Annotated in this window: 24 protein-coding genes and 2 pseudogenes; 13 read left to right on the plus strand and 13 right to left on the minus strand. The window is 72.7% G+C overall.

Translation table 11 applies throughout. The annotated features are described in order from the left end of the window. Positions 1 to 2: 2 nt before the first annotated feature. Positions 3 to 566: a sigma-70 family RNA polymerase sigma factor gene (locus ACIGW4_RS14325; RefSeq protein ID WP_123456699.1), complete on the minus strand. Its 564-nt coding sequence runs from the start codon at positions 564 to 566 to the stop codon at positions 3 to 5. A gap of 262 nt (positions 567 to 828) precedes the next feature. Between ACIGW4_RS14325 and ACIGW4_RS14330 the strand changes: the two genes are divergently transcribed. Next, positions 829 to 2001, plus strand: coding sequence for a CapA family protein (locus tag ACIGW4_RS14330; RefSeq protein ID WP_399580526.1), 1173 nt, complete (start codon positions 829 to 831; stop codon positions 1999 to 2001). A gap of 85 nt (positions 2002 to 2086) precedes the next feature. Here ACIGW4_RS14330 and ACIGW4_RS14335 read toward each other — a convergent pair whose 3' ends face one another. Next, positions 2087 to 2548, minus strand: a complete 462-nt coding sequence (locus ACIGW4_RS14335) for a universal stress protein (protein ID WP_399580528.1) — start codon at positions 2546 to 2548, stop codon at positions 2087 to 2089. A 105-nt stretch (positions 2549 to 2653) separates the two neighbouring features. Between ACIGW4_RS14335 and ACIGW4_RS14340 the strand changes: the two genes are divergently transcribed. Beyond that, positions 2654 to 3514: a polysaccharide deacetylase family protein gene (locus ACIGW4_RS14340; protein WP_260174591.1), complete on the plus strand. Its 861-nt coding sequence runs from the start codon at positions 2654 to 2656 to the stop codon at positions 3512 to 3514. Between the two features lie 99 nt (positions 3515 to 3613). Here the strand turns inward: ACIGW4_RS14340 and ACIGW4_RS14345 are convergent, their stop codons facing one another. Beyond that, complete coding sequence (locus tag ACIGW4_RS14345; protein WP_123456703.1) at positions 3614 to 4273, minus strand: class F sortase; 660 nt, start codon at positions 4271 to 4273, stop codon at positions 3614 to 3616. A gap of 391 nt (positions 4274 to 4664) precedes the next feature. On the opposite strand from ACIGW4_RS14345, the gene ACIGW4_RS14350 reads away from it, so the two are divergent. Further along, positions 4665 to 5192 carry a hypothetical protein gene (locus ACIGW4_RS14350; RefSeq protein ID WP_123456704.1) on the plus strand — a complete coding sequence of 176 codons (528 nt, stop codon included), beginning with the start codon at positions 4665 to 4667 and terminating at the stop codon, positions 5190 to 5192. Between the two features lie 179 nt (positions 5193 to 5371). On the opposite strand, the gene ACIGW4_RS14355 is transcribed toward ACIGW4_RS14350, so the two are convergent. The 3 genes from ACIGW4_RS14355 to ACIGW4_RS14365 form a co-directional block, all read right to left on the minus strand. After that, a complete protein-coding gene (locus ACIGW4_RS14355) occupies positions 5372 to 5929 on the minus strand; it encodes a hypothetical protein (protein WP_123456705.1) in 558 nt (185 codons plus the stop codon). Between the two features lie 163 nt (positions 5930 to 6092). Next, positions 6093 to 6857 (minus strand): DUF4239 domain-containing protein, encoded by a 765-nt coding sequence (locus ACIGW4_RS14360; protein WP_123456706.1) that lies wholly within the window; start codon positions 6855 to 6857, stop codon positions 6093 to 6095. 49 nt (positions 6858 to 6906) lie between these two features. Beyond that, positions 6907 to 7629, minus strand: a complete 723-nt coding sequence (locus ACIGW4_RS14365) for a hypothetical protein (RefSeq protein WP_398706230.1) — start codon at positions 7627 to 7629, stop codon at positions 6907 to 6909. A 541-nt stretch (positions 7630 to 8170) separates the two neighbouring features. Here ACIGW4_RS14365 and ACIGW4_RS14370 point away from each other — a divergent pair. Together ACIGW4_RS14370 and ACIGW4_RS14375 are read left to right on the plus strand one after the other, a co-directional pair. Further along, entirely contained in the window at positions 8171 to 8983 is an 813-nt protein-coding gene (locus tag ACIGW4_RS14370) for an SAM-dependent methyltransferase (RefSeq protein ID WP_398706231.1), read from the plus strand. Continuing rightward, the gene (locus tag ACIGW4_RS14375) at positions 8980 to 11145 is read left to right on the plus strand and encodes a bifunctional diguanylate cyclase/phosphodiesterase (RefSeq protein ID WP_123456709.1); all 2166 of its coding nucleotides are present in this window, start codon (positions 8980 to 8982) and stop codon (positions 11143 to 11145) included. The genes ACIGW4_RS14370 and ACIGW4_RS14375 overlap by 4 nt, the downstream gene beginning before the upstream one ends. A 64-nt stretch (positions 11146 to 11209) precedes the next feature. On the opposite strand, the gene ACIGW4_RS14380 is transcribed toward ACIGW4_RS14375, so the two are convergent. Then, positions 11210 to 12088 (minus strand): LysR family transcriptional regulator, encoded by an 879-nt coding sequence (locus ACIGW4_RS14380; protein WP_123456710.1) that lies wholly within the window; start codon positions 12086 to 12088, stop codon positions 11210 to 11212. Between the two features lie 201 nt (positions 12089 to 12289). Between ACIGW4_RS14380 and ACIGW4_RS14385 the strand changes: the two genes are divergently transcribed. From ACIGW4_RS14385 to ACIGW4_RS14410, 6 genes are all read left to right on the plus strand, one after another. Further along, positions 12290 to 12916, plus strand: a complete 627-nt coding sequence (locus ACIGW4_RS14385) for a succinate dehydrogenase (protein ID WP_260174697.1) — start codon at positions 12290 to 12292, stop codon at positions 12914 to 12916. 2 nt (positions 12917 to 12918) lie between these two features. Further along, entirely contained in the window at positions 12919 to 14916 is a 1998-nt protein-coding gene (locus ACIGW4_RS14390; RefSeq protein WP_123456712.1) for a fumarate reductase/succinate dehydrogenase flavoprotein subunit, read from the plus strand. Next, positions 14913 to 15662 (plus strand): succinate dehydrogenase/fumarate reductase iron-sulfur subunit, encoded by a 750-nt coding sequence (locus ACIGW4_RS14395; RefSeq protein WP_123456713.1) that lies wholly within the window; start codon positions 14913 to 14915, stop codon positions 15660 to 15662. Before ACIGW4_RS14390 ends, ACIGW4_RS14395 begins: the two co-directional genes overlap by 4 nt. A 294-nt stretch (positions 15663 to 15956) precedes the next feature. Then, positions 15957 to 16349: a tyrosinase cofactor gene (locus ACIGW4_RS14400; protein ID WP_398706237.1), complete on the plus strand. Its 393-nt coding sequence runs from the start codon at positions 15957 to 15959 to the stop codon at positions 16347 to 16349. A 22-nt stretch (positions 16350 to 16371) separates the two neighbouring features. After that, positions 16372 to 17199, plus strand: a complete 828-nt coding sequence (locus ACIGW4_RS14405) for a tyrosinase family protein (RefSeq protein WP_123456715.1) — start codon at positions 16372 to 16374, stop codon at positions 17197 to 17199. 207 nt (positions 17200 to 17406) lie between these two features. Beyond that, positions 17407 to 18858: an MFS transporter gene (locus ACIGW4_RS14410; RefSeq protein ID WP_260174592.1), complete on the plus strand. Its 1452-nt coding sequence runs from the start codon at positions 17407 to 17409 to the stop codon at positions 18856 to 18858. 213 nt (positions 18859 to 19071) lie between these two features. On the opposite strand, the gene ACIGW4_RS14415 is transcribed toward ACIGW4_RS14410, so the two are convergent. The 3 genes and pseudogenes from ACIGW4_RS14415 to ACIGW4_RS14425 all read right to left on the minus strand — a co-directional run. Then, positions 19072 to 19785: a GNAT family N-acetyltransferase gene (locus ACIGW4_RS14415; protein WP_399580536.1), complete on the minus strand. Its 714-nt coding sequence runs from the start codon at positions 19783 to 19785 to the stop codon at positions 19072 to 19074. Positions 19786 to 19870: 85 nt separating this feature from the next. Further along, complete coding sequence (locus ACIGW4_RS14420; RefSeq protein WP_399580538.1) at positions 19871 to 22231, minus strand: ATP-binding cassette domain-containing protein; 2361 nt, start codon at positions 22229 to 22231, stop codon at positions 19871 to 19873. 231 nt (positions 22232 to 22462) lie between these two features. Continuing rightward, positions 22463 to 23350 (minus strand): annotated as a pseudogene (locus ACIGW4_RS14425) (MsnO8 family LLM class oxidoreductase); the annotation flags it as partial. Between the two features lie 145 nt (positions 23351 to 23495). On the opposite strand from ACIGW4_RS14425, the gene ACIGW4_RS14430 reads away from it, so the two are divergent. Continuing rightward, on the plus strand, positions 23496 to 23621 hold the full coding sequence (locus ACIGW4_RS14430; RefSeq protein WP_399580862.1) for a hypothetical protein: 126 nt from the start codon (positions 23496 to 23498) through the stop codon (positions 23619 to 23621). 288 nt (positions 23622 to 23909) lie between these two features. Here ACIGW4_RS14430 and ACIGW4_RS14435 read toward each other — a convergent pair. Together ACIGW4_RS14435 and ACIGW4_RS14440 are read right to left on the minus strand one after the other, a co-directional pair. Continuing rightward, a pseudogene (locus tag ACIGW4_RS14435) lies at positions 23910 to 24071 on the minus strand (transposase family protein); the annotation flags it as partial. 211 nt (positions 24072 to 24282) lie between these two features. Then, a complete protein-coding gene (locus tag ACIGW4_RS14440; RefSeq protein WP_399580541.1) occupies positions 24283 to 24999 on the minus strand; it encodes a hypothetical protein in 717 nt (238 codons plus the stop codon). Positions 25000 to 25065: 66 nt separating this feature from the next. Between ACIGW4_RS14440 and ACIGW4_RS14445 the strand changes: the two genes are divergently transcribed. Next, entirely contained in the window at positions 25066 to 25206 is a 141-nt protein-coding gene (locus ACIGW4_RS14445) for a hypothetical protein (RefSeq protein WP_399580542.1), read from the plus strand. 10 nt (positions 25207 to 25216) lie between these two features. Here ACIGW4_RS14445 and ACIGW4_RS14450 read toward each other — a convergent pair whose 3' ends face one another. Further along, the gene (locus ACIGW4_RS14450; RefSeq protein ID WP_399580544.1) at positions 25217 to 25624 is read right to left on the minus strand and encodes a hypothetical protein; all 408 of its coding nucleotides are present in this window, start codon (positions 25622 to 25624) and stop codon (positions 25217 to 25219) included. Between the last annotated feature and the right edge of the window lie 34 nt (positions 25625 to 25658).

The raw sequence follows: 25658 nt of genomic DNA on the forward strand, positions 1-25658 counted from the left end.
CGTCATTGTGGGGCTCCGGCACGGGCCCGGGCAACGGCCGCGCGGCGCGGCCGGTAGCCGGGCAGGGAGCGGCCGAGCTGCCGCAGGGCGTAGTGCGAGCGGGACTTGACGGTGCCGGCGGGGATGCCGAGCTCGACGGCGGCCTCGTTGACGGTGAGGCCGTGGAAGTAGAGCCGGACGAGCACCGCGCGGTGCTCGGGGCTCAGTTCCCGCACCGCCGCGCGCACGTCGAGCGCGGCGTCGGCCGAGGCGGTGGCGTCGGCGGGGTCGGGCGTCACCGCGAGGACGCCGTCGCCGATCTCGGCGGGGCGGGCGAGGCGTGAGCGGCGGGCGTCGATGGCGAGGCGGCGGGCCACGGTGAAGAGCCAGGGGCGCATCGAGGTGTAGGGACCGTCGAAGGCCTCGGGGTGGAGCCAGGCCCGTACCAGGGTCTCCTGCGCGAGGTCCTCGGCCCGCTGCCGGTCCCCGTGGGTCAGGCCGAGCAGGAAGGTGAGCAGGGCCGGACCGTGGTCCCGCTGCAGCTCCTCCAGGGTCCGCTCGTCGGTCGTCGCCGTCGCCGTCGTCATGCTCTGCCCGCCTCTCCCGCGGCTCGTCGTCCGGGGCGTATACGAGCGCATCCGGGCGGCGGGGGACAGGGAACGGACACGGCTCTGCGACGAACGGTCGCACCGCGCGGCGAATGGCACGGCGAACGGTCGGACGGAGCCGGTGCGTCCGTTTCAGCGTGGTTCCTCACCCGGTGCGGCCTTGACCCTTGACTGCGGCTTTTCCGAAGGGTCAATTCATCAGAACAGATGTTCATCACATGATTCGGGTGGAGTGCCGTCCATGACCTCACGCAGCAGACCCGCGGGGGCGGCGCTCGCCGCGCTCCTGCTCGCCGCGGCGACCGGTTGCGCCGGTGGCGGCGGACCGGCCGTCGGCGGCCCCACCACCCCGTCCGCCGCGCCCGGCGGGGCCTCCGCGCCCGTCGGCTTCACCCTCGTCGCCTCCGGCGACGTCCTCCCGCACGACTCGATCATCCGGCGAGCCGCCGAGGACGCGGACGGGGCCGGCTACGACTTCGGCCCGATGCTCTCCGGTGCGAAGTCCGTCGTCTCCCGCGCCGACCTGGCCATCTGCCACATGGAGACCGTGTACGGAGAGGAGGGCGGACCCTACACCGGCTACCCCGCCTTCAAGTCGCCGCCCGAGGTCGCCGCCGCGCTCGCGGCCACCGGCTACGACTCCTGCTCCACCGCCTCCAACCACAGCCTCGACGACGGGGCGGCGGGCCTCCGCCGCACCCTCGACGCGCTCGACAGGGCCGGCGTCCGGCACGCCGGCTCCGCCCGTACGGCGGAGGAGGCGGCGCGGCCCACCCTGCTCAAGGCCGGGGGCGCCACGGTCGCCCACCTCGCCTACACCTACGGCACCAACGGCTATCCGCTGCCCGAGGGACAGCCCTGGGCCGTCAACACGCTCGACGAGAAGAAGGTGATCGCCGACGCGCGCGCCGCCCGCGCGGCCGGCGCCGACGTGGTGGTGGCCAGCGTCCACTGGGGCACCGAGTGGCAGACCGCGCCCGACGAGCGGCAGCTCTCCCTCGGCCGCGCGCTGACCGCCTCGCGGAGCGGCGGACGCCCGGACCTGGATCTCGTCATCGGTACGCACGCCCACGTCCCGCAGCCCTACGAGAAGGTCAACGGGACCTGGATCGTCTACGGGATGGGCGACCAGATCGCCGGGGACATGATCAACCACGAGGGCGCCCACGACCCGCGCGGCAACCAGAGCAGCATCGGGCGCTTCACCTTCGCCCCGCCCAGGACCGCCGGCGGGCGCTGGGAGGTCACCAGGGCCGAGTTCATCCCCCAGTGGTTCGACACCGAGCGCGGCCGCGTGGTGAACCTCGGCGCGGCGGAGGGCGGGGACGCGCGTCAGGAGGAGATCCGCGACACCGTCCGGCAGGTGGTCCTCGGCCGGGGAGCCGCCGAGGACGGCCTGGTGATGGGCAGGTAGCGCGTACGGCCGGTCAGGGCACGCTTCGACCGGAGGGAGCGTGCGACCGCTCGGGGGGCGTGTCGGAAGGCGGGCGTACGGCCGGTCAGGGGACGACCGTGACCGGCCAGCGGCCCGCCTTCACCAGACGGACGGCGACCGAGCCGACGAAGCGGTGCCCCGCCGACTCCGAGGCGCCCACCACCACGGCGTCCGCCTTCAGCTCCTCGGCCGCCTGGACCAGGCCCGTGTAGGCGTCGCCCCGGAAGGTGCGGAACTCCCACCGGATCCGCCACAGGTCCTGCACCCGCTCCGCCGAGGTCCGGATCTCCGCGACGAGGTCCTCGGCGATCTCCTCGGTCGTCCCGGCCACGGGCGCGCCGAGCGCCGCGCCCGCCGGGATCACCGGCTGGACGTACACGAGGGCGAGCAGGGCGTTCTGGCGCCGGGCGAGCCCGGCCGCGTACGCCGCGGCGCGCAGGGAGGAGGCGGAGCCGTCGACCCCCGCCATGATCACTTTCGGGCCGTCGGTGCCGCGTTCGAACCGGTCGGGCTGTTGTTCGCTCACCTTTCGAGATTATCGGCTCATCGGGTGTTTTCGGTCGGGCGGCCGGTGTCGTTGAGCCACCCGGACCCTCGCCCGTACGAACCATTGGTCATGAAAAAGGATCAGATGCCCAGCGGGCGTCGGGCGGTGCTCCGGCTCGCCGCCGCCCTCGGGGCCACCGTCACCGTCGGCGCCCTCGCGGCGGACCGGTTCGCCACCCCCGACCCGGCCACCGGTGCCGCCCCCACGCCGCGGGGCGCCTCCGGCGCGGGGCACGCGGGCCCGGCCGCGGGCCCCCGGACGCACTCCGCCCGGCTGAGCCCCTCCGCGTACCGGCTCCAGCCCATGACCGCCTACGCGCCCCCGCCCTTCCGGCGCGCGCTGCCGCCGGTGCGGCGGCGGCCCTTCCTCAGCATGTCCGGGGTCGGCCGCTCGATGGTGCTCACCTTCGACGACGGCCCCGACCCCCGCTACACCCCCGGCATCCTGGAGACCCTGCGCCACTACGACTGCCGGGCGATGTTCTTCGTCTGCGGCGAGATGGCCGTGGACAACCAGGACCTGCTGCGGGAGATGGCCGAGGACGGCCACGTCGTCGGCAACCACTCCTGGTCCCACCCGCTCATCCCGAAGCTGAAGCCCTCCCGGATCCGCGCCGAACTGGGCTCCACCAGCGAGGTCATCGAGAAGGCCCTGGGCGCGGCCCCCCTCTGGTACCGCGCGCCCTACGGCGCCTGGAACCGGCTCTCCTTCGAGATCGGCGCCGAACTCGGCATGGAGCCGCTCGCCTGGACCGTCGACACCCTGGACTGGACGGAACCCGGCACCGGCACCATCGTCCGCCGCGTCCTCGACGGCGCCGCGCCCGGCGTCGTCGTCCTCTCCCACGACGCCGGCGGCAACCGCTCCCAGAGCGTGGCCGCGCTCCGCCGCTACCTGCCCGAACTCCTCGACGCCGGCTACCACATCACCGTCCCCCGGCGCTGACCGCACCGGGACGGGGAAGGGCCCCGGCACCCGAGGGTGCCGGGGCCCTCCGCGTCGGCCGCCGGCCGGGGCCCGACCCGACGTGAATCGAGTCGCCCCCTAGCGCGAGCCCACCATGCGCGCGAAGACCACGACGTTCCCGTCGTAGCCGCGTGCCCGCGTGTAGCCGCCGCCGCAGGTGATCACCCGCAGCTCCGGTTCTCCGGTGTCGGCATAGACCTCCACGCCGGGGAAGTTGTCCTTGGCGTACACCTGGACGCCGTAGATCTCGAAGACCGCCACCCGGCCGTCGTACCGCTCGACCTCGACGTGCTGGCCCTTCTGGAGCGAGCCCAGGCCGTAGAAGACCGCCGGGCCCTTCAGGTTGTCGACGTGGCCGACGAGGACGGAGGTGCCCCGCATGCCGGGGGCGATGCCGTTCTGGTACCAGCCGGCGAGGTTGGGATCCTCCGGAGGAGGAGCCGCCACCCAGCCCTGCTCGTCCAGGCCCACGTCCATGATGGGCGCCGCCACCTGGATCGCCGGGATCTTGACCCGGGACGCCGGGGCGTACGGCAGCGGCTCCAGGCCGGCGCTCGCGGCGGGCGGCGGGGCGACCGGACGCGCCACCGGCCGGGCCGCCGCGGCGGGTTGCGGCGGTCCAAGGGGGACGTCCACCCCGTTGCGCATCATCGCGAGTCCGGACAGCATGGCGAGGGCCAGGACGCCCCAGGGTTGGCGTCTCCTGCGCTCGAAGACGCGGAAGTCCTTCGGGGGCATGGTTCTCCCTTCTCGGCGTCGTCAGAACGGTAAGGGCGGTCGCGCGGGCCGTCGCGCCGGACGGGGCGAACGGGTGGGGGCCGCCGCCGGACGGGTGCCCCGCCGCCGGAGCGGGGCACGCGGTGGCGCGCCCCGGAGGAAGGGCGCGCGGAGGGCAGGCGGGTGACGACCGGCTGACCCATCCGAGTAATCGTCAGATAAGCGTCCTGGGCGCGGCTGACCTGCGGTTCCGTCGGCTCGGCGGGTCCCGCGCCCGGCGTGTCGCCTCACCGGACCGGCCCAGTGCCGACATGCGTGGCTTGCGACGGTTTGTGATGGTTCGTCATGGAAGGCGTACTCGTCGAAACTCCCGGAGCACCGCTTTGGGGCGTCTTCCACTGGAGGTTCAACCATGCGTGCTGCACGCACTCTGGCGGTGGCCGCCACCGCGCTCGCGGCGGTCGGGTTCGCGGCCCCCCTCGCCACCGCCACCAACGGGCCCAGCAGCGTCTCCGTCAGCCCTCTCCAGGTCGAGCGGGGCGGGGACAACTCCAACGGCGTCACCGTATCCCCCTTCGCGGTCCACCAGGGCGGGATCCTCACGATCACCGTCCGGGGCTGCGCCGGCGGCACGGTCACGTCCAACGCCTTCGCGACGGTCACGCTCGGCCCCGCGGTCAACGGGGTGTCCACCGCCACCGCCCGCATCTTCAACAACGCCACGCCCGGCCAGTACAACCTGGCCGTCCAGTGCGGCGGCCGTACGCTCACCCAGCCGTTCCGGGTCATCGCCGGCCAGGGTGCGGCCGGCGGTCTCGGCGGCTCGCTGGCCCCCAGCTCCACCGAGATGGCCGTCGGCGGCAGCCTCGTCGCCGCGGCCGCGCTCGGCGGAGGGCTCTTCATCGCCCGCCGCCGACGCCTGACCGGCGCGGGAGTCTGACCGGCCGAACCTCCCGGTCGGCCCGCCGTGCCCCTCGCCCCCGAGTCCCCGCCGGGATCCGGGGGCGATCGGCGGCCCCGACCGCCGATCGGCAGACCACTCCTCCCGGCCGTGAAGCCCCGGCCGGTGACGGCGGATCGATGACGGCGAATCGGCGACGGTGGGGCAGTGACGGCGGGTCAGTGACGGCGGGTGGCGCCGGAGCGACGGCGGCGGACCACATAGGCGGTGCCGCAGGCCGCAGCCAGCACCAGCGCGCCGCCGGCCGCCAGTTCGGTGGTGCTGGGAGCCATCGAGCCGCCGAGACCGCCGCGTACCCCGCGCGGAGGCGCGAGAACGGTGGCGCTGATCGTCGGGGTGGCGGTGGGGGCGCCGCTGATCGTCAGGGCGACGGTGTCCTGCACACCGCCCGTGCAGTTGAACAGCACCGTGTACACGGCGCCGCGCTTGGCGTCGGCGTCCACGGTGGCGGTCACCGTCGCCCCCGGTGCGATGGTCGCGGTGTCGAAGATGCCCGCCGTGGCCGTCGCCGTACTGGCGCAGCCGGGGGCGCTCAGCGTCAGCCGCCCGCCAGGGGCGACGACCGAGGGCGACACGACGAAATCGCCCGGTGCCTTGGCCCTGGCCATCCGTCGGTCGGCGGCGGGCGCCCCGTCCGCCGCGAGGGCGGCGGGAGCGGCCAGGGCGAGGGCGGCCGCTCCCAACAGGGCAGTGGTCGCGGCACGTATCGCGCGCATGGTGAATCCTCCGGGTCCCGAGGGGCAGCCGCGGGAGGGGGTTCCCGCGAAGGACCGTGCACCTCGATGCCCGAAACGCTAGGAGCGCACTACCACAACCGCGATCCCAGAGGTGCGAATGGGGCACCGATGTCCCCCGTGTGGCCCATTCGCGCGGCCCGGCTCAGCCGCTGATCTGCGGGAACAGATCGACGAACGGCGCGGCGGTGGCCGAGATGCCCCGGCCGAACGGCGCGTCGAAGTCCCAGATGAGGAACAGCAGGAAGGCGATCAGCACGCTGAAGAGCCCGGCGAGCAGCAGCTCCCGGCCGGTCCTGCGGATCTGCAGCGTGAAGATCAGGCCGACCGTCACCAGGGCCCCGATGATCAGACCGAACCAGACCACCCCCGGCATCGTCTCGCCGGCGCTCTGCCCGCGCGCGTTCCGGGCGTCGTCGGCGAGGGTCACCTGGTCCACCAGCGGCTGGTACGCCTGCCCCTCGAAGTCGTTGGCCGGCTGGTAGTCGGTGACGCTGCGCCGCACCTTCTCCAGGAGCGCGGTGCCCTCGTCGCTGAGCTCGCCGTGATCGGCCATGTACGTCCACTCGTCGTGGACCACGTACGAGACGTACGCGTCGACGTCGGCGCGGATCCGGGAACGGACCTCCTGCGGGTACACCTCGGCGCGCGCCGAGATCTCGTGCATCGCCTGGGCCTCCTGCCGCACGGTCTCCTGGGCGGCCCCCCGGGCCTCCCAGACGCCGGCGATGGCCAGACCGAGGACGATCGCGTAGATCACGCCGATCATCATCGTCATGTACTCGATGACGTCGGGGGTCTCGCTGGGGTCGTCGTCCTCGGGGATCCGGCGGTTGTTGATGACGACGATGGTGAGCACGACGGCACAGGCTGCGGCCATCGCGAGAGAGAGAACAAGCCATTCGGACATGGTTCCTCCGGCGGGAATCAGAGGGGCGGCGGATGAGGGGGACGGCGGGTCATTTCGACCGGGGGCGCAGGATCGCCGTCGCCAGGACGGCCGGGGCGGTGATCATCAGCGTCGCGGTGACGACGGAGGTGCCCCCCTTCTGCTTGGTGTGCGTCGCCGGGCGGTAGTGGGGCAGCACCACGGGGGAGGGGGACGGCGGCCGGGGCCGCACGGTGGGCGGCGGGGTCGGGGACGGCGGAGGCGCGGGCGCGGGCTCCGGCGGCCTGGGGGCCGGGGGCGCGGGGGACGGCGGCTCCGGGCGGGGCGCGGGTCCGGTGGCCGGCGGCTTCGGCACCGGCCGGGGCGGGACCGGCTTCGGCGCGGGCGGCGGAGGCGGCTCGGGCTTCGGCGTCGGCTTCGGGGACGGGGAGGGCTTCGGGGGCTCGGGCGTCGGCGTCGGGGAGGGCGGAGGCGTCGGCGTGGGCGTCGGGCACGGCGGGGGCGGCTCGGGATCGCAGGGCGTCGGGTGGTGGTGATGCCCGTGCCCCTTGCCCTTGCCGTTGCCGTGGTGCTCGTGGCCCTTGCCCTTGCCGTGGCCCTTCCCGCCACCGTTCCCCTGGTCGTCGACGTCGTGGTGGCCGCCGCCGGCGACCGCCACCGCGATCTGCGAACCGCCCGAGTCGGTCGAGGCGTAGGCGCAGGCGTCGGCGGCGGCGGGCACCGGTGCGGTGAGCAGCCACACGAGACCGAGGGCCGCCAGCGGCCGCGCGAGGAGTGATCCGTACAGAGACACGCCGTCGAGCTTGATCACATCCGGGGCGCGCCGGGGCGGAATCACGCGGGATTCGCCAGATGGAGGGGATCTCCGGATGTGAGGACTTGACGTTTCGCCGGGTGTCGGTGACGGATTCGGCGCAATGCCCGGTATTGCGGTCGCGATGATTGCGGACGGGTGGCCGACACGGCTCGTTCAGGCCTTCCGACGGAGAACTGTCCGGTTGTCGCCCTGTCGGACGGGCCGGCCGGCAGGGCATCCTGCACCGGCGACCGGCCCGGAGAACGGCAACAGCCGAGGTACGGAAGGGACCTGGGGTCCCGTCGGGCGCGGTCGGCGGCCTCCCGGGAACCGACGCACGCTCATATGCACGTGAATTTGCACAGCCTGAAGGCGTGAAGTCTGCGTTCCAGGAGCACGTGCCAATGGCGTGTGACCAAGAACGGACCGCGAATTTCCGTTTCTACTCGCTCTCCCGGCGGGCGATCAGTAGCCTCACCTCGAACACCGGCCGCGAACACATGGCCGTATCCCCCATGGCGACTTGTTGGAGACATCGATGGAGCGTCCCGCCTGGGCCCCGCCCGGTATCGACATTTCGGTACCGAGCGTGTCCCGTATGTACGACTTCTATCTGGGCGGCTCGCACAATTTCGAAGTGGACCGGGAAGCGGCGCGCAACGCCATGGAGTTCATGCCTGGCCTGCCCAAGATCATGCAGGCGAACCGCGCCTTCATGCGGCGCGCCGTCCGCCACGCCGTTGACAACGACGTCACCCAGTTCCTCGACATCGGCTCCGGCATCCCCACCTTCGGCAACGTGCACGAGGTCGCCCGCGCCGCCGCCCCCGCCGCCCGGGTCGTCTACGTCGACCACGACCCCGTCGCCGTGGCCCACAGCCGCGCCGTCCTGGAGGGCGACGACAGCGCGGCCGTCGTCGCCGCCGACCTGCGCAAGCCCGCCGAGATCCTGCACAGCCCCGAGGTGACCCGACTCCTCGACCTGGAGCGGCCGGTGGCCCTGCTCCTCGTCGCCGTCCTGCACTTCCTGGAGGACGAGGACCGGCCCCACGAGGCGGTCGCCGAACTGATCGACGCCCTCGCCCCCGGCAGCCTCCTCGTCCTCACCCACGCCTCGTACGAGGGCATCCCCCTCCCCGAGGAACGGGCCGGCGGCGCCGTCGAGGTCTACCGCGACATCCGCAACCCCCTGGTGATGCGGTCGAGCGGCGAGATCGCCCGCTTCTTCGACGGCACCGAACTGATCGAGCCCGGACTCGTCCCCATGCCGCTCTGGCGGCCGGACGGCCCGGCCGAGGAGGAGGATCCGTACGCCTTCTCCGGGTTCGCAGGGGTGGGGCGCAAGGCGTGAAGGTCCCGTCGCAGCCGTCCGGCGCCGTCGCCGAAGCCGACGGCCCGGAGGACAGACTCAGGCGGTTCGTCACCATCTGGAGCCGGGCGATCTTCCCGGTGACCGCCACCTCGCTGACCCGCGCCGAGTTCGAAGGACACCTGCTGCCGCTGGCCCGCACCCTGTGCGACGCCCTGCACGCCCGGCCCTTCGACACGGCACCGGCCCAGCGCACCGGCGCGGCCCTCGTCGCCGCCCACTGCACCGACCCGGACGCGCTCGGCCGCAGCCTCGGCGTCGTCGACTCGTACCTGGTGCTCTACTGCGGTACGGAGTCGGACCTCCCCGCCGAGGAACTCCGCGCCCGCTGCGCCCGGCTCCAGCACGCCATGGCCGTCGGCTACGCGGGGGCCCTGCGCGAGCGGACCCTCACCGAGCAGGAGGCCATCGCCCGCTCCGCGCTCACCGCCCGCAGCGCCGCCGAGATCGCCCTGCACGCCACCGAGAGCCGCTTCCGCGCGGTCTTCGACGGGGCGGCCATAGGCATCGGCATCGCCGACCTCGACGGCAACGTCCTGGAGGTCAACGAGACCCTCACCCGCATGTTCGGCGGGATGGAGGGCCAGGTGCGCGGCCGGAAGGTCAGCGAGTGGGTGCACCCGGAGGACGGACCGCACGTCTGGAAGCTGTACGAGGAGCTGGTCCGCGGCGAGCGTGAGCACTACCGCGTCGAGAAGCCGTTCTACCGCGGTGACGGAACGGTTCTGTGGACCAACCTCACCGTCTCGCTCCTCCGGGACGCCGACGGCGCCCCGCAGTACCAGCTGGCCCTCATGGAGGACACCACCGAACGGCGCCTGCTCCATCTGCGCCTGAGGTACGAGGCCACCCACGACGCGCTCACCGGACTGCCCAACCGGACCCTGTTCTTCGAACGCCTGGAGAAGGCGCTCGCCCCCGGCGAGAACGCCCGCTTCGGCCTCTGCTACCTCGACCTCGACGGCTTCAAGGTCATCAACGACAGCCTCGGCCACTCCACCGGCGACCGGCTGCTCGTCGAGGTCGCCGACCGGCTGCAGAGCTGCGTCACCGGCGCCGGCGAGATGGTCGCCCGGCTCGGCGGCGACGAGTTCGTCGCCCTCACCACCGGCGCCGGCGGACGACGGGACGTCACCGAACTCGCCGACCGCATCCTCGCCGCCCTCGCCACCCCCCTCCGCATCGACGGCCGCGAACTCACCGTCCGCGGCAGCCTCGGCGTCGTCGAGGGACCGGCGGGGGAGCGGACCCCGGCCGAGGTGCTCCGCAGCGCCGACATCACCATGTACCGGGCCAAGTCGGCGGGCGGCAACCGCTTCGAGGTCGCCGACCCGGAGGCCGACGCCCGCGCCATCACCCGGCACGGGCTCACCACCGCCCTGCCGACCGCCCTGGAGCGCGGCGAGTTCTTCATCGAGTACCAGCCGCTCGTCCACCTCGACGACGGCAGCGTGCACGGCGCGGAGGCCCTCGTCCGGTGGTGCCACCCGCAGCACGGGGTGCTCGGCCCCGACCAGTTCATCCCGCTCGCCGAGGACACCGGCCTCATCGTGCCGCTCGGCCGCTGGGTGCTCCAGGAGGCCGTGCGCCAGGCCCGCTTCTGGCGGACCCGGCACTCCGACGGCGGCCCGCTGCGCATCAACGTCAACCTCTCCCCGACGCAGCTCCACCACCCGCGCCTGGTCGCCGACACCGTCGACGTCCTGGAGCGCTCCGGCCTGGAGCCGGGCGCGCTCTGCCTGGAGGTCACCGAGTCCGCCCTCATCGGCGCCGACGAGGACCTCCTGAAACCGCTGCGGCAACTCGCCGAGATGGGCGTGGACATCGCGCTCGACGACTTCGGCACCGGCTACTCGAACCTCGCCAATCTGCGGCGGCTGCCGGTGAGCGTCCTGAAGCTCGACCGCTCCTTCACCCGGGGGATGCAGCAGCACCCGGTGGACCCGGTCGACCTCAAGATCGTCGAGGGGATCGTCTCGCTGGCCCACAGCCTGGAGCTGGCGGTCACCGTCGAGGGCGTGGAGACCGGGGCCCAGGCGCGTCAGCTCCGTGACCTGGGCTGCGACACGGCCCAGGGCTGGTACTACGCCCGTCCCGGCGCCCCGGACCGCATCCACACCCTCCTCCTGGCAGACGCCACCTGACCATCCCCTGCCCGCGGGAGCCCACGCCCTGAGGGACGGCACCCCCGCACCGGGCCCCGTCGGGTCAGGGGTGGTGCAGGAGGAGGTTCTGGAGTTCGCGGGCCGCTCTCGGCGGGGCCACGTCGCTGCGGTGGGCGAGGGCGATCGTCCGCCGCAGCCCCGGCCGGGCGAGGGCCGTCACCCGGAGGTCCCGCCCCGCGCGCCCCGCGACCATCGCCGGCACGACCGCGAGCCCGAGCCCCGCCCGTACGAAACCGAGCACCGCGTCCAGCTCCCCGCCCTCGACGGTGAACGTCGGCTCGAAGCCCTCCGCCCGGCAGGCCGCCACGGTCAGCTCCCGCAGGTCGTAGCCGTGCCGGAACATGACCAGGGGCTGGTCCCGCAGGTCCTTGATCCGCACCGGCCGACGCGGGGGCGGCTCCGACGCGGCGGAGACCACGACGAGGTCCTCCGTCAGCAGCTCGACCGTCGTCAGGGCGGGGGAGGGGGAGGGCAGCGGGAGGACGACGAGCGCGAGGTCGAGCGCGCCGCGCGCCAGCTCCCGTACGAGGTCGTGCGAGCCGCCCTCCTCGATGAGCAGCTCGATCCCCGGATGCAGGTCGTGGAAGGTCCGCAGCACGTCCGGGAGGAGCCCCGTGCACAGGCTCGGCGTCGCGCCGAGCCGCACTCGGCCCCGCTTGAGCTGGGCCAGCTCCTGGACCTCGATGCGGGCCGTCTCCGTGTCGGCGAGGATCCGCCGCGCGAGCGGCAGCAGGGCCTCGCCCGCGTCGGTGAGGGTGATGTTCCCCCGGGCGCGACTGAAGAGTTCCGCGCCCAGCTCCTGCTCCAGGGCCTTGATCTGCTGGGAGAGCGAGGGCTGCGAGACGTGGACGCGTTCGGCGGCCCGGGTGAAGTGCCGGGTCTCGGCCACGGCGACGAAGTAGAGGAGCTGCTGGAACTGCATGCCCCCAGCGTAGGGGATGTGAATAGGTGCAGCCTATTGAGATCAGCCGGACCATGTCTTGGACCTCTCGGGCCCTTCGGCCCTAGCGTCGAGGACATGGCTCTGGCACCCACGAGGGCGCGGACGGCCGCCCGCCCGCCGTCCCCCGCCCCGACCCCGTCCCGCGGATTCTGGTCGTCGACCCTCGGCAAGAAGACGGTCATGGCCGTCAGCGGGCTGACCATGCTCGGCTACCTCGTCGCCCACGTCGCCGGCAACCTCAAGGTCTTCTTCGGCCCCGAGGAGTTCAACGCCTACGGCCACTGGCTGCGCGTCATGGGCGCCCCGGTCCTGCACCACCACTGGGCCCTGTGGATCGTCCGGATCGTGCTCCTCGCCGCCGTCGTCGCCCACGCCGTCTCCGCGTACCAGCTCAGCCGCCGCGACCTGAAGGCCCGCCCCACCGCGTACGTCCACCGCCGCAGGGGCGCCTCCTACGCCACCCGCACCATGCGCTGGGGCGGGGTGATCCTCGGCCTCTTCATCGTCTGGCACCTCCTCGACCTGACCACCGGCACCGTCCACCCCGGCGGTTTCGAGGAGGGCAAGCCCTACCAGAACGTCGTCGACACCTTCTCCACCTGGTACGGCAACGTCGTCTACATCACCGCCATGCTCGCCCTCGGCCTCCACGTCCGCCACGGCTTCTGGAGCGCCGCCCAGACCCTGGGCGTCGGCAACGCCCGCCGCGAGCGCCTCCTCAAGGCCCTCGCCGACACCCTCGCGCTCGTCCTGACCGCGGGCTTCGTCTCCGTCCCCGTCGCCGTCATGACCGGAGTGGTGAGCTGACCATGAGCTACCCCGACACGAGCCACCTCGACTACATCACCGGCGAGCCGATCGCCGACACCAAGGCCCCCGCCGGGCCCGTCGCCGAGCGCTGGGACACCCGCCGCTTCGAGGCGAAGCTGGTCAACCCGGCCAACCGCCGCAAGCACCGGATCATCGTCGTCGGCACCGGCCTCGCCGGCGGCTCCGCCGGCGCCACCCTCGCCGAACAGGGCTACCAGGTCGTCCAGTTCTGCTTCCAGGACTCCCCGCGCCGCGCCCACTCCATCGCCGCCCAGGGCGGCATCAACGCCGCCAAGAACTACCGCAACGACGGCGACTCCGTCCACCGCCTCTTCTACGACACGGTCAAGGGCGGCGACTTCCGGGCCCGCGAGTCCAACGTCCACCGCCTCGCCCAGATCTCCGTCGAGATCATCGACCAGTGCGTGGCCCAGGGCGTCCCCTTCGCCCGCGAGTACGGCGGACTCCTCGACACCCGCTCCTTCGGCGGCGTCCAGGTCTCCCGCACTTTTTACGCCCGCGGCCAGACCGGGCAGCAGCTCCTCCTCGGCGCCTACCAGGCGCTGTCCCGGCAGATCGCCGCCGGGAACGTCGAGATGCACGCCCGTACGGAGATGCTCGACCTGGTCGTCGTCGACGGACGGGCCCGCGGCATCGTCGCCCGCGACCTGATCACCGGACGGATCTCCACCCACTACGCCGACGCGGTCGTCCTCGCCACCGGCGGCTACGGCAACGTCTTCTACCTGTCGACGAACGCCATGAACTCCAACGCCACCGCCGTCTGGCGGGCGCACCGGCGCGGCGCGTACTTCGCCAACCCCTGCTTCACCCAGATCCACCCCACCTGCATCCCGCGCACCGGCGACCACCAGTCCAAGCTGACCCTGATGAGCGAGTCGCTGCGCAACGACGGCCGCATCTGGGTGCCGAAGGCGAAGGGCGACACCCGCCCGGCCGCCGACATCCCCGAGGACGAGCGCGACTACTACCTGGAGCGGATCTACCCCTCCTTCGGCAACCTCGTCCCCCGCGACATCGCCTCCCGCGCCGCCAAGAACGTCTGCGACGAGGGGCGGGGCGTCGGCCCCGGCGGACAGGGGGTCTACCTGGACTTCGCCGACGCGATCCGGCGGATGGGCCGCGCGGCCGTCGAGGAGAAGTACGGCAACCTCTTCGAGATGTACGAGCGGATCACCGCCGAGAACCCGTACGAGGTCCCCATGCGGATCTACCCCGCCGTGCACTACACGATGGGCGGACTCTGGGTCGACTACGACCTCCAGACCACGATTCCCGGCCTCTTCGCCATCGGCGAGGCCAACTTCTCCGACCACGGGGCCAACCGGCTCGGCGCCTCCGCCCTCATGCAGGGACTCGCCGACGGCTACTTCGTCCTTCCCGCCACCATCAACGACTACCTCGCCCGTCATCCGCACGGCGAGCCCGTCACCGACGACCACCCTGCGGTCCGCGACGTCCTCGCCGAGACCGAGGACCGGCTGAACCTCCTCCTCTCCGTCGACGGCGACCGCACCCCCGACTCCTTCCACCGCGAACTCGGCGAACTCATGTGGGAGTACTGCGGCATGGCCCGCACCGAGGAGGGCCTGACCGAGGCCCTGCGCCGCATCCCCGAGATCCGCGAGGAGTTCTGGCGCCGCGTCAAGGTCCCCGGCACCGGCGAGGAGTTCAACCAGTCCCTGGAGAAGGCCAACCGGATCGTCGACTACCTGGAGCTCGCCGAGCTCATGTGCCTCGACGCGCTCCACCGCGCCGAGTCCTGCGGCGGCCACTTCCGCGAGGAGTCCCAGACCCCGGACGGCGAGGCCGCCCGCCGTGACGAGGAGTTCGCGTACGTCGCGGCCTGGGAGTTCCAGGGGCCCGGGGGCCGTCCCCCGGGAGAGCGCGGCACCGGTCGGGACCGCCCGCCCGTCCTCCACAAGGAGGACCTCGTCTTCGAGTACGTCCACCCCACCCAGCGGAGCTACGCATGAGGATCGACCTGCGCGTCTGGCGCCAGAAGAACGGCGACACCGAGGGGGCCATGGTCACCTACGCGGTGGACGGCATCTCGCCCGACATGTCCTTCCTGGAGATGCTCGACACCCTCAACGAGGACCTCATCCTGCGCGGGGAGGAGCCCGTGGCCTTCGACCACGACTGCCGCGAGGGCATCTGCGGCGCGTGCAGCCTCGTCATCAACGGCGACGCGCACGGGCCGGAGCGCACCACGACCTGCCAGCTCCACATGCGGTCCTTCCGCGACGGCGACACCATCGACGTCGAGCCCTGGCGCGCCTCCGCCTTCCCCGTCGTCAAGGACCTCGTCGTCGACCGCTCCGCCTTCGACCGCGTCATCCAGGCCGGCGGCTACATCACGGCCCCGACGGGCTCGGCCCCGGAGGCCCATGCCACGCCGGTCCCGAAGGCCGACGCGGACTCCGCCTTCGAGCACGCCGAGTGCATCGGCTGCGGCGCGTGCGTGGCGGCCTGCCCGAACGGCTCGGCGATGCTCTTCACCTCCGCCAAGGTCAACCACCTGAACGTCCTGCCCCAGGGGTCCCCGGAACGCGAGACCCGGGTCCTCGACATGGTGGCCCAGATGGACGCGGAGGGCTTCGGCGGGTGCACCCTGACGGGCGAGTGCGCGACGGCCTGCCCGAAGGGCATCCCGCTCCCGTCGATCGCGGCGATGAACAGGGAGTGGCTGCGGGCGCGGCGGAAGGCCGGCCGGAGCTGAGGCCGGATCCGGACAATCCGAGGGCGTGGGCTCCGCCACACACGGCGCCCCGGCGCGAAAGATCGTTCACGGAATGATCATCTTCTCCGCAAGATCTTCGCTCCGGGGCGCTTCCGCGCGCCGGAACAGTAAGATCGAATCCGTTCAAAATTGCACCTTTCGCGGCAGGTTGACCACTTCGCGGCCAACCGCCGGCCGGCGATTTCCGACGCGCCGAGACCCCCGGGTACTGATGGACCCTGCCGGGGGCATATGACCAAACCCCCGGTCGCACAGACCACTTGGGGGTTTCTCATGTCCAGCATCACCCGTCGCCGGGCCCTCGGCGTCGCGGCAGGCGCCGCGGGCGCCGTCACGGTCCTCGCCCGGACGGGGCAGGCCGCGGCCTCGGCTCCCCGCGCGGCCGCCCCGGCGGCCGACTCCGACCCGGCCCCCTTCGACGAGGTCTACCAGGGCCGCCGCATCCAGGGCGGGCCCGCGCACGGCGGCGGCCACCACGGGGAACACCACGCGGGCGGCTACTCCGTCACCATCGACGGTCGGGAACTGCACGTCATGCGGAACGCGGACGGCACCTGGATCAGCGTGATCAACCACTACGAGCCCGTCGCCACGCCCAGGGCGTTGGCCCGCGCGGCCGTCCGGGAGCTCCAGGGCGCCCCGCTCGTACCCCTCACCCTCGGCTGACCGATCCAGGAGCGGCACCACCATGACCGTACGCAAGAACCAGGCCACCCTCACCGCCGACGAGAAGCGGCGCTTCACCGCCGCCCTCCTGGAGCTCAAGCGCTCCGGGCGGTACGACACCTTCGTCACCACGCACAACGCCTTCATCATGAGCGACACCGACGACGGCGACCGCGTCGGCCACCGCTCGCCGTCCTTCCTGCCCTGGCACCGGCGTTTCCTCATGGAGTTCGAGGAGGCGCTCAAGTCCGTCGACGCGACCGTCACCCTGCCCTACTGGGACTGGACCGCCGACCGCACCCCCCGCTCCTCGCTGTGGGCGCCCGACTTCCTCGGCGGCACCGGCCGCGCCCGCGACGGCCAGGTCACGGACGGCCCCTTCGCCCGGACCGGCGGCCGCTGGCCGATCAACGTCCGCGTCGACGGACGCGACTACCTCCGGCGCGACCTCGGCGCGGCCGGCCGGCAGCTCCCCACCCGTGCCGAGGTGGACTCCGTCCTCGCCATGGAGACCTACGACACCGCCCCCTGGAACAGCGCCTCGGACGGCTTCCGCAACCACCTGGAGGGCTGGCGCGGGGTGAACCTCCACAACCGCGTCCACGTCTGGGTCGGCGGCCAGATGGCCACCGGCGTCTCGCCCAACGACCCCGTCTTCTGGCTGCACCACGCCTTCGTCGACAAGCTGTGGGCCGACTGGCAGGCCCGCCACCCCCGCTCGGCGTACCTGCCGGCCGCGGGCACCCGGAACGTCGTGGACCTCCACGACACCATGCGCCCGTGGAACGACGTGACCCCCGCGGACATGCTGGACCACACGCCCCACTACACCTTCGACACGGCGGCCTGACGGACGCCGGACCCTTCCCCGCCCCGGGCGCCCCGAAGGCGCCCCGGGCGGGGTTCGCGGCATTTGCCGACGACAACGGATGATCTCCACGAAAAGGAGGAATCGGGAACGCACCCGCCGGGTACTCGGGCTTCGCGGGCCGGGAGGCGCACACGTCCGTGTCGCGCGCCGTCCACCGGTCCGTACCCGAGGGAACCAGGAGGACACGTGACCCGGCAAGAGTCGGCACAGGCCCTGCGCCGGCAGCAGGAGGAACCGGGCCCGAACCGGTGGAAGGCGCTCGGCGTCTGCCTCGTGGCGGGCTTCATGACCCTCCTCGACGTGTCGATCGTGAACGTCGCGCTGCCCTCCATCCGCTCCGGGCTGAACACCCCCGAGTCGGACCTCCAGTGGGTGGTCTCCGGGTACGCGCTCGCCTTCGGCCTCTTCCTCATCCCGGCCGGACGGCTCGGGGACGCGCGCGGCCGGCGCAGCGTCTTCATGGTCGGCCTCGCGCTCTTCACGCTCGCCTCGGCCTCCTGCGGAGCGGCCCAGACGAGCCTCTGGCTGGTGGTCTCGCGGCTGGTCCAGGGAGCGGCCGGAGCCCTCGTCTCACCACAGATCTCCGCGCTCATCCAGCAGATGTTCCGGGGGGCCGAGCGCGGCAGGGCCTTCGGGATGTTCGGCACCGTCGTCGGCATCTCCACCGCCGTCGGACCGCTCCTCGGCGGGCTGCTGATCCAGGGGGCGGGAGCCGAGGACGGCTGGCGCTGGGTCTTCTACGTCAACCTCCCGATCGGCATCGTGTGCCTGTTCCTCGCCCGGCGGCTGCTCCCCGACACCCCGGACGCCAAACCGGTGCGGCTCGGCCGCCTCGACCCCGTCGGCGTGGTGCTCCTCGGCGCCGCCGTCCTCGCCCTGCTGCTGCCCTTCGTCCAGTCCCGGCAGTGGCCCGGGGACGAGAAGTACCTGCTCGTCCTCGTCGCCGCCGCGCTGCTCGCGGTCTTCGTGGGATGGGAGCGCCGCTGCGCCCGATCGGGCGCCGAACCCCTCGTCGACCTGGAGCTCTTCCACGTCCGGTCCTACTGGCTCGGCTCGCTGCTGATCCTGCTCTACTTCGCGGGCTTCACCTCGATCTTCTTCGTCAGCACGCTCTACCTGCAGAACGGACTGCACTACACCGCGCTCCAGGCCGGGCTCACCCTCACCCCCTTCGCCCTGGGCTCGGCGGTCGCGGCCGGGATCGGCGGCCGGCTCGTGGACCGCTTCGGCCGGCCGCTCGTGGTCTTCGGCCTGGCGACGGTGGCGATCGGTCTCGCCGGGGCGGCGTTCGCGGTGCACCAGGTGCCCGGCCGGGGTGCGGGCTGGGCGCTGCTCGCCCCGCTGCTCCTCGCGGGGATCGGCAGCGGCCTGGTGATCTCCCCGAACCAGACCCTCACCCTCTCCGAGGTGCCGGTGCGCCACGCGGGCAGCGCCGGAGGGACCCTGCAGACCGGCCAGCGGGTCGGCTCGGCGGTCGGCATCGCCGCGGTCGGTTCGGTCTTCTTCGCCCAGGTCGCCCAGGACGGCTGGGCCACCGCCTACGACCACGGCCTCCTCGTCTCGATCGCCTTCGTCGGGGCCGCGCTCGCCGCGGCCGTCGCCGACGTGGTGGCGGGCCGCCGCGCCGCCCGCCGCTGACCCCGGGCCGCCGCGCCGCCCGCCGCTGTCCCCGGGCCGCCGCGCCGCCCGCCGCCGACCCCGGCGCCTCCGGCCGAGCGCGTCCCGGTGCCGCAGCCCGATCGCGTCCCGGAGCTTCCGGCGGACCGCGTCCCGGCGCCTCCGGCCGAGCGCGTCCCGGTGCCTCAGCCCGACCGCGTCCCGGTGCCTCCGGTCGACCGCCTCCCGGCGCCTTTACGGGGTGCGGAAGCCGCGGAAGGTCACGTGCTTCCGGCTGGTGAAGCCGAGGCGTTCGTAGAGCGTGATCGCCGCGGTGTTCTCCTCGGCCACGTGCAGGAAGGGGCGCTCCTGCCGGTCCAGCACGCGGGCGACGAGCGCGTCCAGGAGGCGGGCCGCATACCCCCGCCCGCGCGCCTCGGGGTCCGTGCAGACGGCGCTGAGCTCGGTCCAGCCCGGGGGCCGGAGCCGCTCGCCCGCCATGGCCACCAGCCTGCCGCCCGCGCGGATCCCGAGGTAGGTGCCGAGCTCGTGGGTGCGCGGCCAGAACGGTCCCGGCCGCGTGCGCGCGGTCAGGTCGAGCATCTCGGGCACATCGGCCGCGCCGAGCTCGACCACCTCGGTGCCGGCCGCGGCACGGGCCGCCCCCGGCCGGGCACCGGCGGACCGGACCATCTGCCGGCCTTCGAGGAGGAAGACCGGCTTCCAGTCCGGCGGCGGGACCGCCGTGCAGCTGAACATGTCGGCGAAGGCGTCCCGGCCGAGGAGACGGGCGAGGTCGGCCCAGTCCGCCGCGTCCGCGTCGGCGGGCACCGCCGAGAAGGTCGCGACCTCCGGCAGATAGGTGGCGGCGCGACCGCACCGGCGTCCCAGGTCCGCGTGGCGGCCGCGCAACGACTCGCCCACCGGGTCGTCGAGCACCCGGGCGCCGTCGTACTCGCCGTTCGTCATCGTGCGCCGCCTTTCCTCGGGACCGCCACTGTTCCACAGGGCCCGCGGGCGGCGCCCACGGCCCCGCCCCGTGCGCGGGGGCCCCTCAGGGCCGTCCGGAGAGGGCCCGGGCCAGGTACGGCGCGGTGCGGCTGTCCGCCGCCCGCGCCACCCGGTCCGGAGGACCCGCCGCCACGATCCGCCCGCCCCGGTCGCCGCCGCCCGGGCCCAGGTCGACGACCCAGTCGGCGGTGGCGACGACGTCCATGTCGTGCTCGACGACGACCACCGAGTGCCCGGCGTCCACGAGGCCGTGCAGCTGGCGCATCAGGACCTCGACGTCCGCCGGGTGCAGGCCGGTCGTCGGCTCGTCGAGCACGTACAGGGTGGGGGAGCGGTGCGGCCGCTGGAGCTCGGAGGCGAGCTTGATGCGCTGCGCCTCCCCGCCGGAGAGCTCGGTGGCCGGCTGCCCGAGCCGCAGATAGCCGAGGCCCACGTCGAGGAGGGTGCGCAGACTGCGGGCCGCCGCGGGGGTGTCCTCGAAGAAGGCGGCGGCGGACTCGACGGTCAGGTCGAGGACCTCCGCGACGGTGAGGCCGCGCAGCCGCACCTGGAGGGTCTCGGGGTTGTAGCGGGCGCCGTGGCAGTCGGGGCAGGGCGCGTACGTACTGGGCAGGAAGAGGAGCTCCACCGAGACGAAGCCCTCGCCCTGGCAGGTCTCGCAGCGGCCGCCGGGCACGTTGAAGGAGAAGCGGCCCGCCCTGTACCCGCGTGCCTTCGCCTCCTCGGTCTCCGTGAAGAGCTTGCGCACGACGTCGAACAGTCCGGTGTACGTGGCGAGGTTGGAGCGCGGGGTCCGGCCGATCGGGCGCTGGTCCACCGTCACCAGGCGGTCCACGCCCTCCACCTCCTCGGAGAGCGCGTCCACCAGGGTGGACTTTCCGGAGCCGGAGACACCGGTGACTGCGGTGAGGACGCCGACCGGGAAGGCGGCGTCCACCGCCCGCAGGTTGTGCCGGGTGACCGGCCCCGGGCGCAGCCAGCCCGCCGGCTCCCGCACCGTCCGCGCGGGCGCGGGGCCCCGGTCGAAGAGGAACCGCCGCGTCGCGGACGCCTCGACGCCGGCCAGTTCCTCCGGCGGGCCGCTGTGCAGCACCCGTCCGCCGTGCACTCCGGCGCGCGGGCCGACGTCCACGAGCCAGTCGGCGTGGCGCACGACGTCGAGGTGGTGCTCGACGACGAAGACCGAGTTCCCGGCCGCCTTGAGCCGGTCGAGGACCACGAGCAGGGCCTCGGTGTCGGCCGGGTGCAGCCCGGCGGAGGGCTCGTCGAGGACGTACACCACGCCGAAGAGGCCCGAGCGCAGCTGCGTGGCGAGCCGCAGCCGCTGGAGCTCGCCGTTGGACAGGGTGGGCGTGGCGCGGTCCAGGCTGAGGTAGCCGAGGCCGAGCTCGGTGACCGTGCCGATCCGGGCGACGAGGTCCGCGGTGAGGACGCGCGCGGTCTCCGAGGCGTCCTCCGTCGCCGCCTCCGTCGACAGGAGGCCGGACAGGGCCGTGAGCGGCAGCGCGGCGAGCTCGGCGACGTTCCGGCCGGCGAAGGTGACCGCGAGCGCCTCGGGCCGCAGCCGGCCGCCGCCGCACGCCGGGCAGGGCGCGCTGGTGAGGAACCGCTCCGCCTTCGCCCGCAGGGACGGGCTCTTCGAGTCGGAGAAGGTGCGCAGGACGTAGCGGCGGGCGCTCATGTACGTTCCCTGGTAAGGGCGTTGGATGCGGTCCGCCTCCCGCACCGGGTGCACGGTGACGACCGGCTGCTCGTCCGTGAAGAGGATCCACTCCCGGTCCTTCGCGTCGAGCTCCCGCCACGGCCGGTCGACGTCGTGACCGAGGGCGTCGAGCACGTCCCGCAGGTTCTTCCCCTGCCAGGCGCCCGGCCAGGCGGCGATCGCCCCCTGACGGATCGACAGGTCGGGGTCGGGGACGAGGAGTTCCTCGCTGGTGTCGTGGACCGTCCCGAGGCCGTGACACGAAGGGCAGGCGCCCGCCGCCGTGTTGGGGGAGAAGGCGTCGGAGTCGAGCCGCTCGGCTCCCTCCGGGTAGCGACCGGCCCGGGAGAACAGCATCCGCAGGGAGTTGGAGAGGGTGGTCACCGTACCGACGGAGGAGCGGGCGTTCGGCGAGGACCGGCGCTGCTCCAGGGAGACCGCCGGCGGCAGCCCGGTGATCTCACCGACCGCGGGCGCCCCCACCTGGTGGATCAGCCGCCGCGCGTACGGCGCCACCGACTCGAAGTAGCGGCGCTGCGCCTCGGCGTAGATCGTCCCGAAGGCCAGCGACGACTTGCCGGAGCCGGAGACCCCGGTGAACACGACGAGCGCGTCGCGGGGGATGTCGACGTCGACCCCGTCGAGGTTGTGCTCGCGGGCACCACGGACGCGGACATACGGATCGTGGGGGGTGTCGTGCATGGAGGTGACCCTATCGAATGGTCCGCGTTTGCCCCGGTGGGTCCCTGGGGTCTCGACGGACCTGGTGGCCGCGGCGCCCCGGCGCCCGGGTGGTCGCGGACGGATGCCGACAGCGCGCCTCCGGTGGCGTCGGACGGCCTGGGACGGCAGGCGGCTTGAGACGTCGGGCGGCCTGAGGCGTCAGGCGGCCTGAGACGTCAGGTGTCCCGCGGGGCCAGGCGTCCCGTGACGTCAGGCGTCCCGCGGGGTCAGGCCGACGGCGCGGGCGAGACGGCGGTACGACTCGCTCAGCGCCGCCCGGTCGTACGTGCTCGTGGTGACCATGACCTCCTGCGCCCCGGTCTCCTTCACCGCCCGCTCCAGCGCCTCCGCCACCTGCTCCTCCGTGCCGTGCACGTGTCCGCCGAGCCCCGCCTCGTAGAAGCCGCGCTGCTTCTCCGTCATCGGCAGCCCCTCGATCCGCTCGGGCGGGGCGAGCGGCGGGAAGACGCCGAGGGTGCGGGAGTGCGCCAGGGACCAGGCCTCCGGGACCAGCAGCCGCCGTGCCTCCGCCTCGGTGGCGGCCACCGCGACCGTTCCGGCGACGACCACGTACGGCTCGGCGGCCCACGGGGACGGGCGGAAGGCGGCACGGTACGTGTCGACGGCCGTCAGCAGCCGCTCACGGCCGCGTAGGTCGCCGATGACCAGCGGCAGCCCGGCGGCAGCGGCGATCCCGGCGCCCTCCCCGGTCGCGAGGACGAAGGGCGGCACCCGCAGGCCCTCGGCGGGGCGGGCGTGCACCCGGGGGTGGGCCGTCTGCTCGCCGGTGAACCAGCCGAGGAGCTCGGCGAGCTGCTCCCCGAACCGGTCGGCGTCGTCCTTGTTCCGGCCGAGGGCCCGCCGGACGCCGTCCGTGAAGCCCACCGAACGGCCGACCCCCATGTCGATCCGGCCGGGGAAGAGGGCTTCGAGCACGCCGAACTGCTCGGCCACGACGAGCGGCCGGTGGTTCGGGAGCATCACCCCTCCCGTACCGACCCGGACCGCGGAGGTCGCGGCGGCGACGGCGGCGAGGACCGTGGGCGCGGAACCGGCGACCCCGGGCACGCCGTGGTGCTCCGACACCCAGAAGCGGTGGGAGACCGTGCTGGCTCACGATACTGGCCCAACCCGCAGGCCAGAGGCTAACGAGCTCGTGCACGATAGGCGGTGAGACGTCGAGGGTCCCGGCGGGGGTTCGGATTTCACCTCTGCTGTGCGGGATCAGGTCCGCGCTCTGCTGGTGGGACAGCAGGCCCGCGACAGCTTGGACGATGTCGCCCATGTGCTCGCGACGGCCGAGGTGACAGGCCAGTGCCTGCCAGTTCTTCAGATGGGCGATGCCGTGCTCGTCCCGGATGCGGCGTGAGGAGTGCGCTTTACGCTGTCGCTCGTACAGCTCCTCGTACCAGTCTGGGGTGTTCTTCTTGAACTTGCGGTGCGGCGGTGTCACCACACGTCCGCCGGTCTGCGCACCCAGGCCCTGGCAGCCGGCATCGGCAAGGACCTCGACCACGGGCCCGTCGGCCAGGAGCTTGACCAGCCCTAATTGGCGAGCGTGGTCGACGATGCCGCTCTTCTCACTGGCAATGAGGTGCTCGGTGACCTCGACCAGGGTCCGCAGCCGCACGTCCGGGCTGACGGTGCAGCCCCGTTCGGCGAGCAGGGGCCGCACCTCACCGATGGCCCAGGTGATGGTGGAGCGGTCCACGCCGAACCAGCAGGCCAGCGCATCGTAAGTGACACCGTGACGAAGGTGGACGAGGGTAGCCAGCAGCCGGTCGACGAACACCAGCCGGTGCCTCGCGCCGGCGCCCACGGCCCGCTTCCGTGGTTGAGAGGCAAGCCTCGCCTGGTGGCGATCATGCCACAACGGGCCTACCTCGGGAACGAGTTAAGCGATCACGTCGGCCGACAGCCCCGTGGCCCTCCGGTTGCTGGTGATCACTGCGCGTGTCACATCCCCCACCACGCAGCCATGATCGACGATTCAGAGCTCGATGCCCCACCGCTTACCGTGCACGAGCTCGTTAGGGGCCCTTGATGTGATCGCTCAAGTCCCCGCCGATTTCTGGGTTCAGAGGGCCGCTGTGGTCGAACCCGAATTGATCGGCGAGCTCGCGAATGTACAGACGGCTGGATGCTTCAAGAAGTAGCGAGTACGCGTCTGCCGCCTCGCGGGAACGGCGCCAGCCGGTGGCACACACCACGGCGGCGATCAGAAGCCCGGGCCACCAGATGGTTCCGATGGCCGCATAGAGCAAGCCCCAGCCCAGCAGAGTCGTCGCGCCAGTAAGACGACCCCTTGCCGCAGTGATCTCGGTGCGCGCCGTATCGGGCAGCATCAACCACAGGTGGGGCCAGACGAGCCCGAGGTCGATATCGAATTGCCGTTCCAGCCGAACGGCGGCGGCGTTGATTCGGTCCCCAATCCAGGTGGGTCGTGTCGGGCGTTCCTCAGCGATGCGGAGCATCGTCGTACGAGCTTCCGCCATGGCGTGCGTCTGCACCTCTGAACTCACCGCAGATGACGGGTTGGTGATGCGAGCGCGTTCTTGGGCGAGGAGCCCTTGATACGTCTCTGCATGTCGATCCCACCGCGCGCGGCGTGCGGTAGTGCGCTGATGGGCCAGCTGCCGTGCTCCCCATGGCCATCGATCCCAGCCCGCAGCGAGCGAGATTCTTTCGATGACGGAGCCTGTTGCCTGGGCGACAAGGCCCACGACAGCCGAAGCCAGGAGGATCACGGCCAACACCACTGCCACTCTGCCAGTCGCCGTCCATTGGGGGGAGGCAGCCCATCGGTCGATCTCATGGGTCAGCCGAGACAGGTCGAGGGCATGGACATGGCCGAGGGTTACCGCGGATGCCAGCGCTGCCAGCAGCAGTACGCCTGGCAGGACAAGCAGGGTCAGCCACCGTTCGGCAAGCTTCTTCCCGAGTTCGCCCAGTAGCCCACCCATCTCAGATCTTCACTTTCCTGAGCCTGACTTCCGCTCCCTCGTCGATGTGGCATACCGGGGGTACGGTCGACCCCTCACGCGGCCACCAACTGCGTGAGCAACGTCGCTGCCGTGGACAGATGAAGACGGACTCCCTACGTGCCGCCATGATCCCGGCGGGCCTCACCCCGCGAGAGCCCCGCCCCAAGACTCCCAGCGCATCGCCCGAAGCAAGCACCGCCTCGTGGAGTTCCTCAAGGAGGTCCAAGACCGCGCGCTCCTCTTGGACCGCCAGCCGGAGCCGATCGAGGCACGCCGAATCACCGGTCAGTTCCAGTTGCCTCCGGATCTCTTCCGCGTGCTCGCATACGTATGCCACACCATCGGCATCGGGCTCGCCGAGACCACCCTGTGTCACGTTACCGGACACCGATATCCCCTTGTGTGTAGCAAATTTGACGTAC

The organism is Streptomyces sp. NPDC053513, assembly GCF_044544765.1.
Classification (GTDB): domain Bacteria; phylum Actinomycetota; class Actinomycetes; order Streptomycetales; family Streptomycetaceae; genus Streptomyces; species Streptomyces litmocidini.

Excerpts from the sequence above, each read along its gene's own strand:
- ACIGW4_RS14325 (WP_123456699.1), bottom strand. The coding sequence starts at position 566 with ATGACGACGGCGACGGCGACGACCGACGAGCGGACCCTGGAGGAGCTG.
- ACIGW4_RS14330 (WP_399580526.1), top strand. The coding sequence starts at position 829 with ATGACCTCACGCAGCAGACCCGCGGGGGCGGCGCTCGCCGCGCTCCTG.
- ACIGW4_RS14340 (WP_260174591.1), top strand. The coding sequence starts at position 2,654 with ATGCCCAGCGGGCGTCGGGCGGTGCTCCGGCTCGCCGCCGCCCTCGGG.
- ACIGW4_RS14345 (WP_123456703.1), bottom strand. The coding sequence starts at position 4,273 with ATGCCCCCGAAGGACTTCCGCGTCTTCGAGCGCAGGAGACGCCAACCC.
- ACIGW4_RS14350 (WP_123456704.1), top strand. The coding sequence starts at position 4,665 with ATGCGTGCTGCACGCACTCTGGCGGTGGCCGCCACCGCGCTCGCGGCG.
- ACIGW4_RS14355 (WP_123456705.1), bottom strand. The coding sequence starts at position 5,929 with ATGCGCGCGATACGTGCCGCGACCACTGCCCTGTTGGGAGCGGCCGCC.
- ACIGW4_RS14360 (WP_123456706.1), bottom strand. The coding sequence starts at position 6,857 with ATGTCCGAATGGCTTGTTCTCTCTCTCGCGATGGCCGCAGCCTGTGCC.
- ACIGW4_RS14370 (WP_398706231.1), top strand. The coding sequence starts at position 8,171 with ATGGAGCGTCCCGCCTGGGCCCCGCCCGGTATCGACATTTCGGTACCG.
- ACIGW4_RS14380 (WP_123456710.1), bottom strand. The coding sequence starts at position 12,088 with ATGCAGTTCCAGCAGCTCCTCTACTTCGTCGCCGTGGCCGAGACCCGG.
- ACIGW4_RS14385 (WP_260174697.1), top strand. The coding sequence starts at position 12,290 with ATGGCCGTCAGCGGGCTGACCATGCTCGGCTACCTCGTCGCCCACGTC.
- ACIGW4_RS14390 (WP_123456712.1), top strand. The coding sequence starts at position 12,919 with ATGAGCTACCCCGACACGAGCCACCTCGACTACATCACCGGCGAGCCG.
- ACIGW4_RS14395 (WP_123456713.1), top strand. The coding sequence starts at position 14,913 with ATGAGGATCGACCTGCGCGTCTGGCGCCAGAAGAACGGCGACACCGAG.
- ACIGW4_RS14400 (WP_398706237.1), top strand. The coding sequence starts at position 15,957 with ATGTCCAGCATCACCCGTCGCCGGGCCCTCGGCGTCGCGGCAGGCGCC.
- ACIGW4_RS14405 (WP_123456715.1), top strand. The coding sequence starts at position 16,372 with ATGACCGTACGCAAGAACCAGGCCACCCTCACCGCCGACGAGAAGCGG.
- ACIGW4_RS14415 (WP_399580536.1), bottom strand. The coding sequence starts at position 19,785 with ATGACGAACGGCGAGTACGACGGCGCCCGGGTGCTCGACGACCCGGTG.
- ACIGW4_RS14420 (WP_399580538.1), bottom strand. The coding sequence starts at position 22,231 with ATGCACGACACCCCCCACGATCCGTATGTCCGCGTCCGTGGTGCCCGC.
- ACIGW4_RS14445 (WP_399580542.1), top strand. The coding sequence starts at position 25,066 with ATGGGTCAGCCGAGACAGGTCGAGGGCATGGACATGGCCGAGGGTTAC.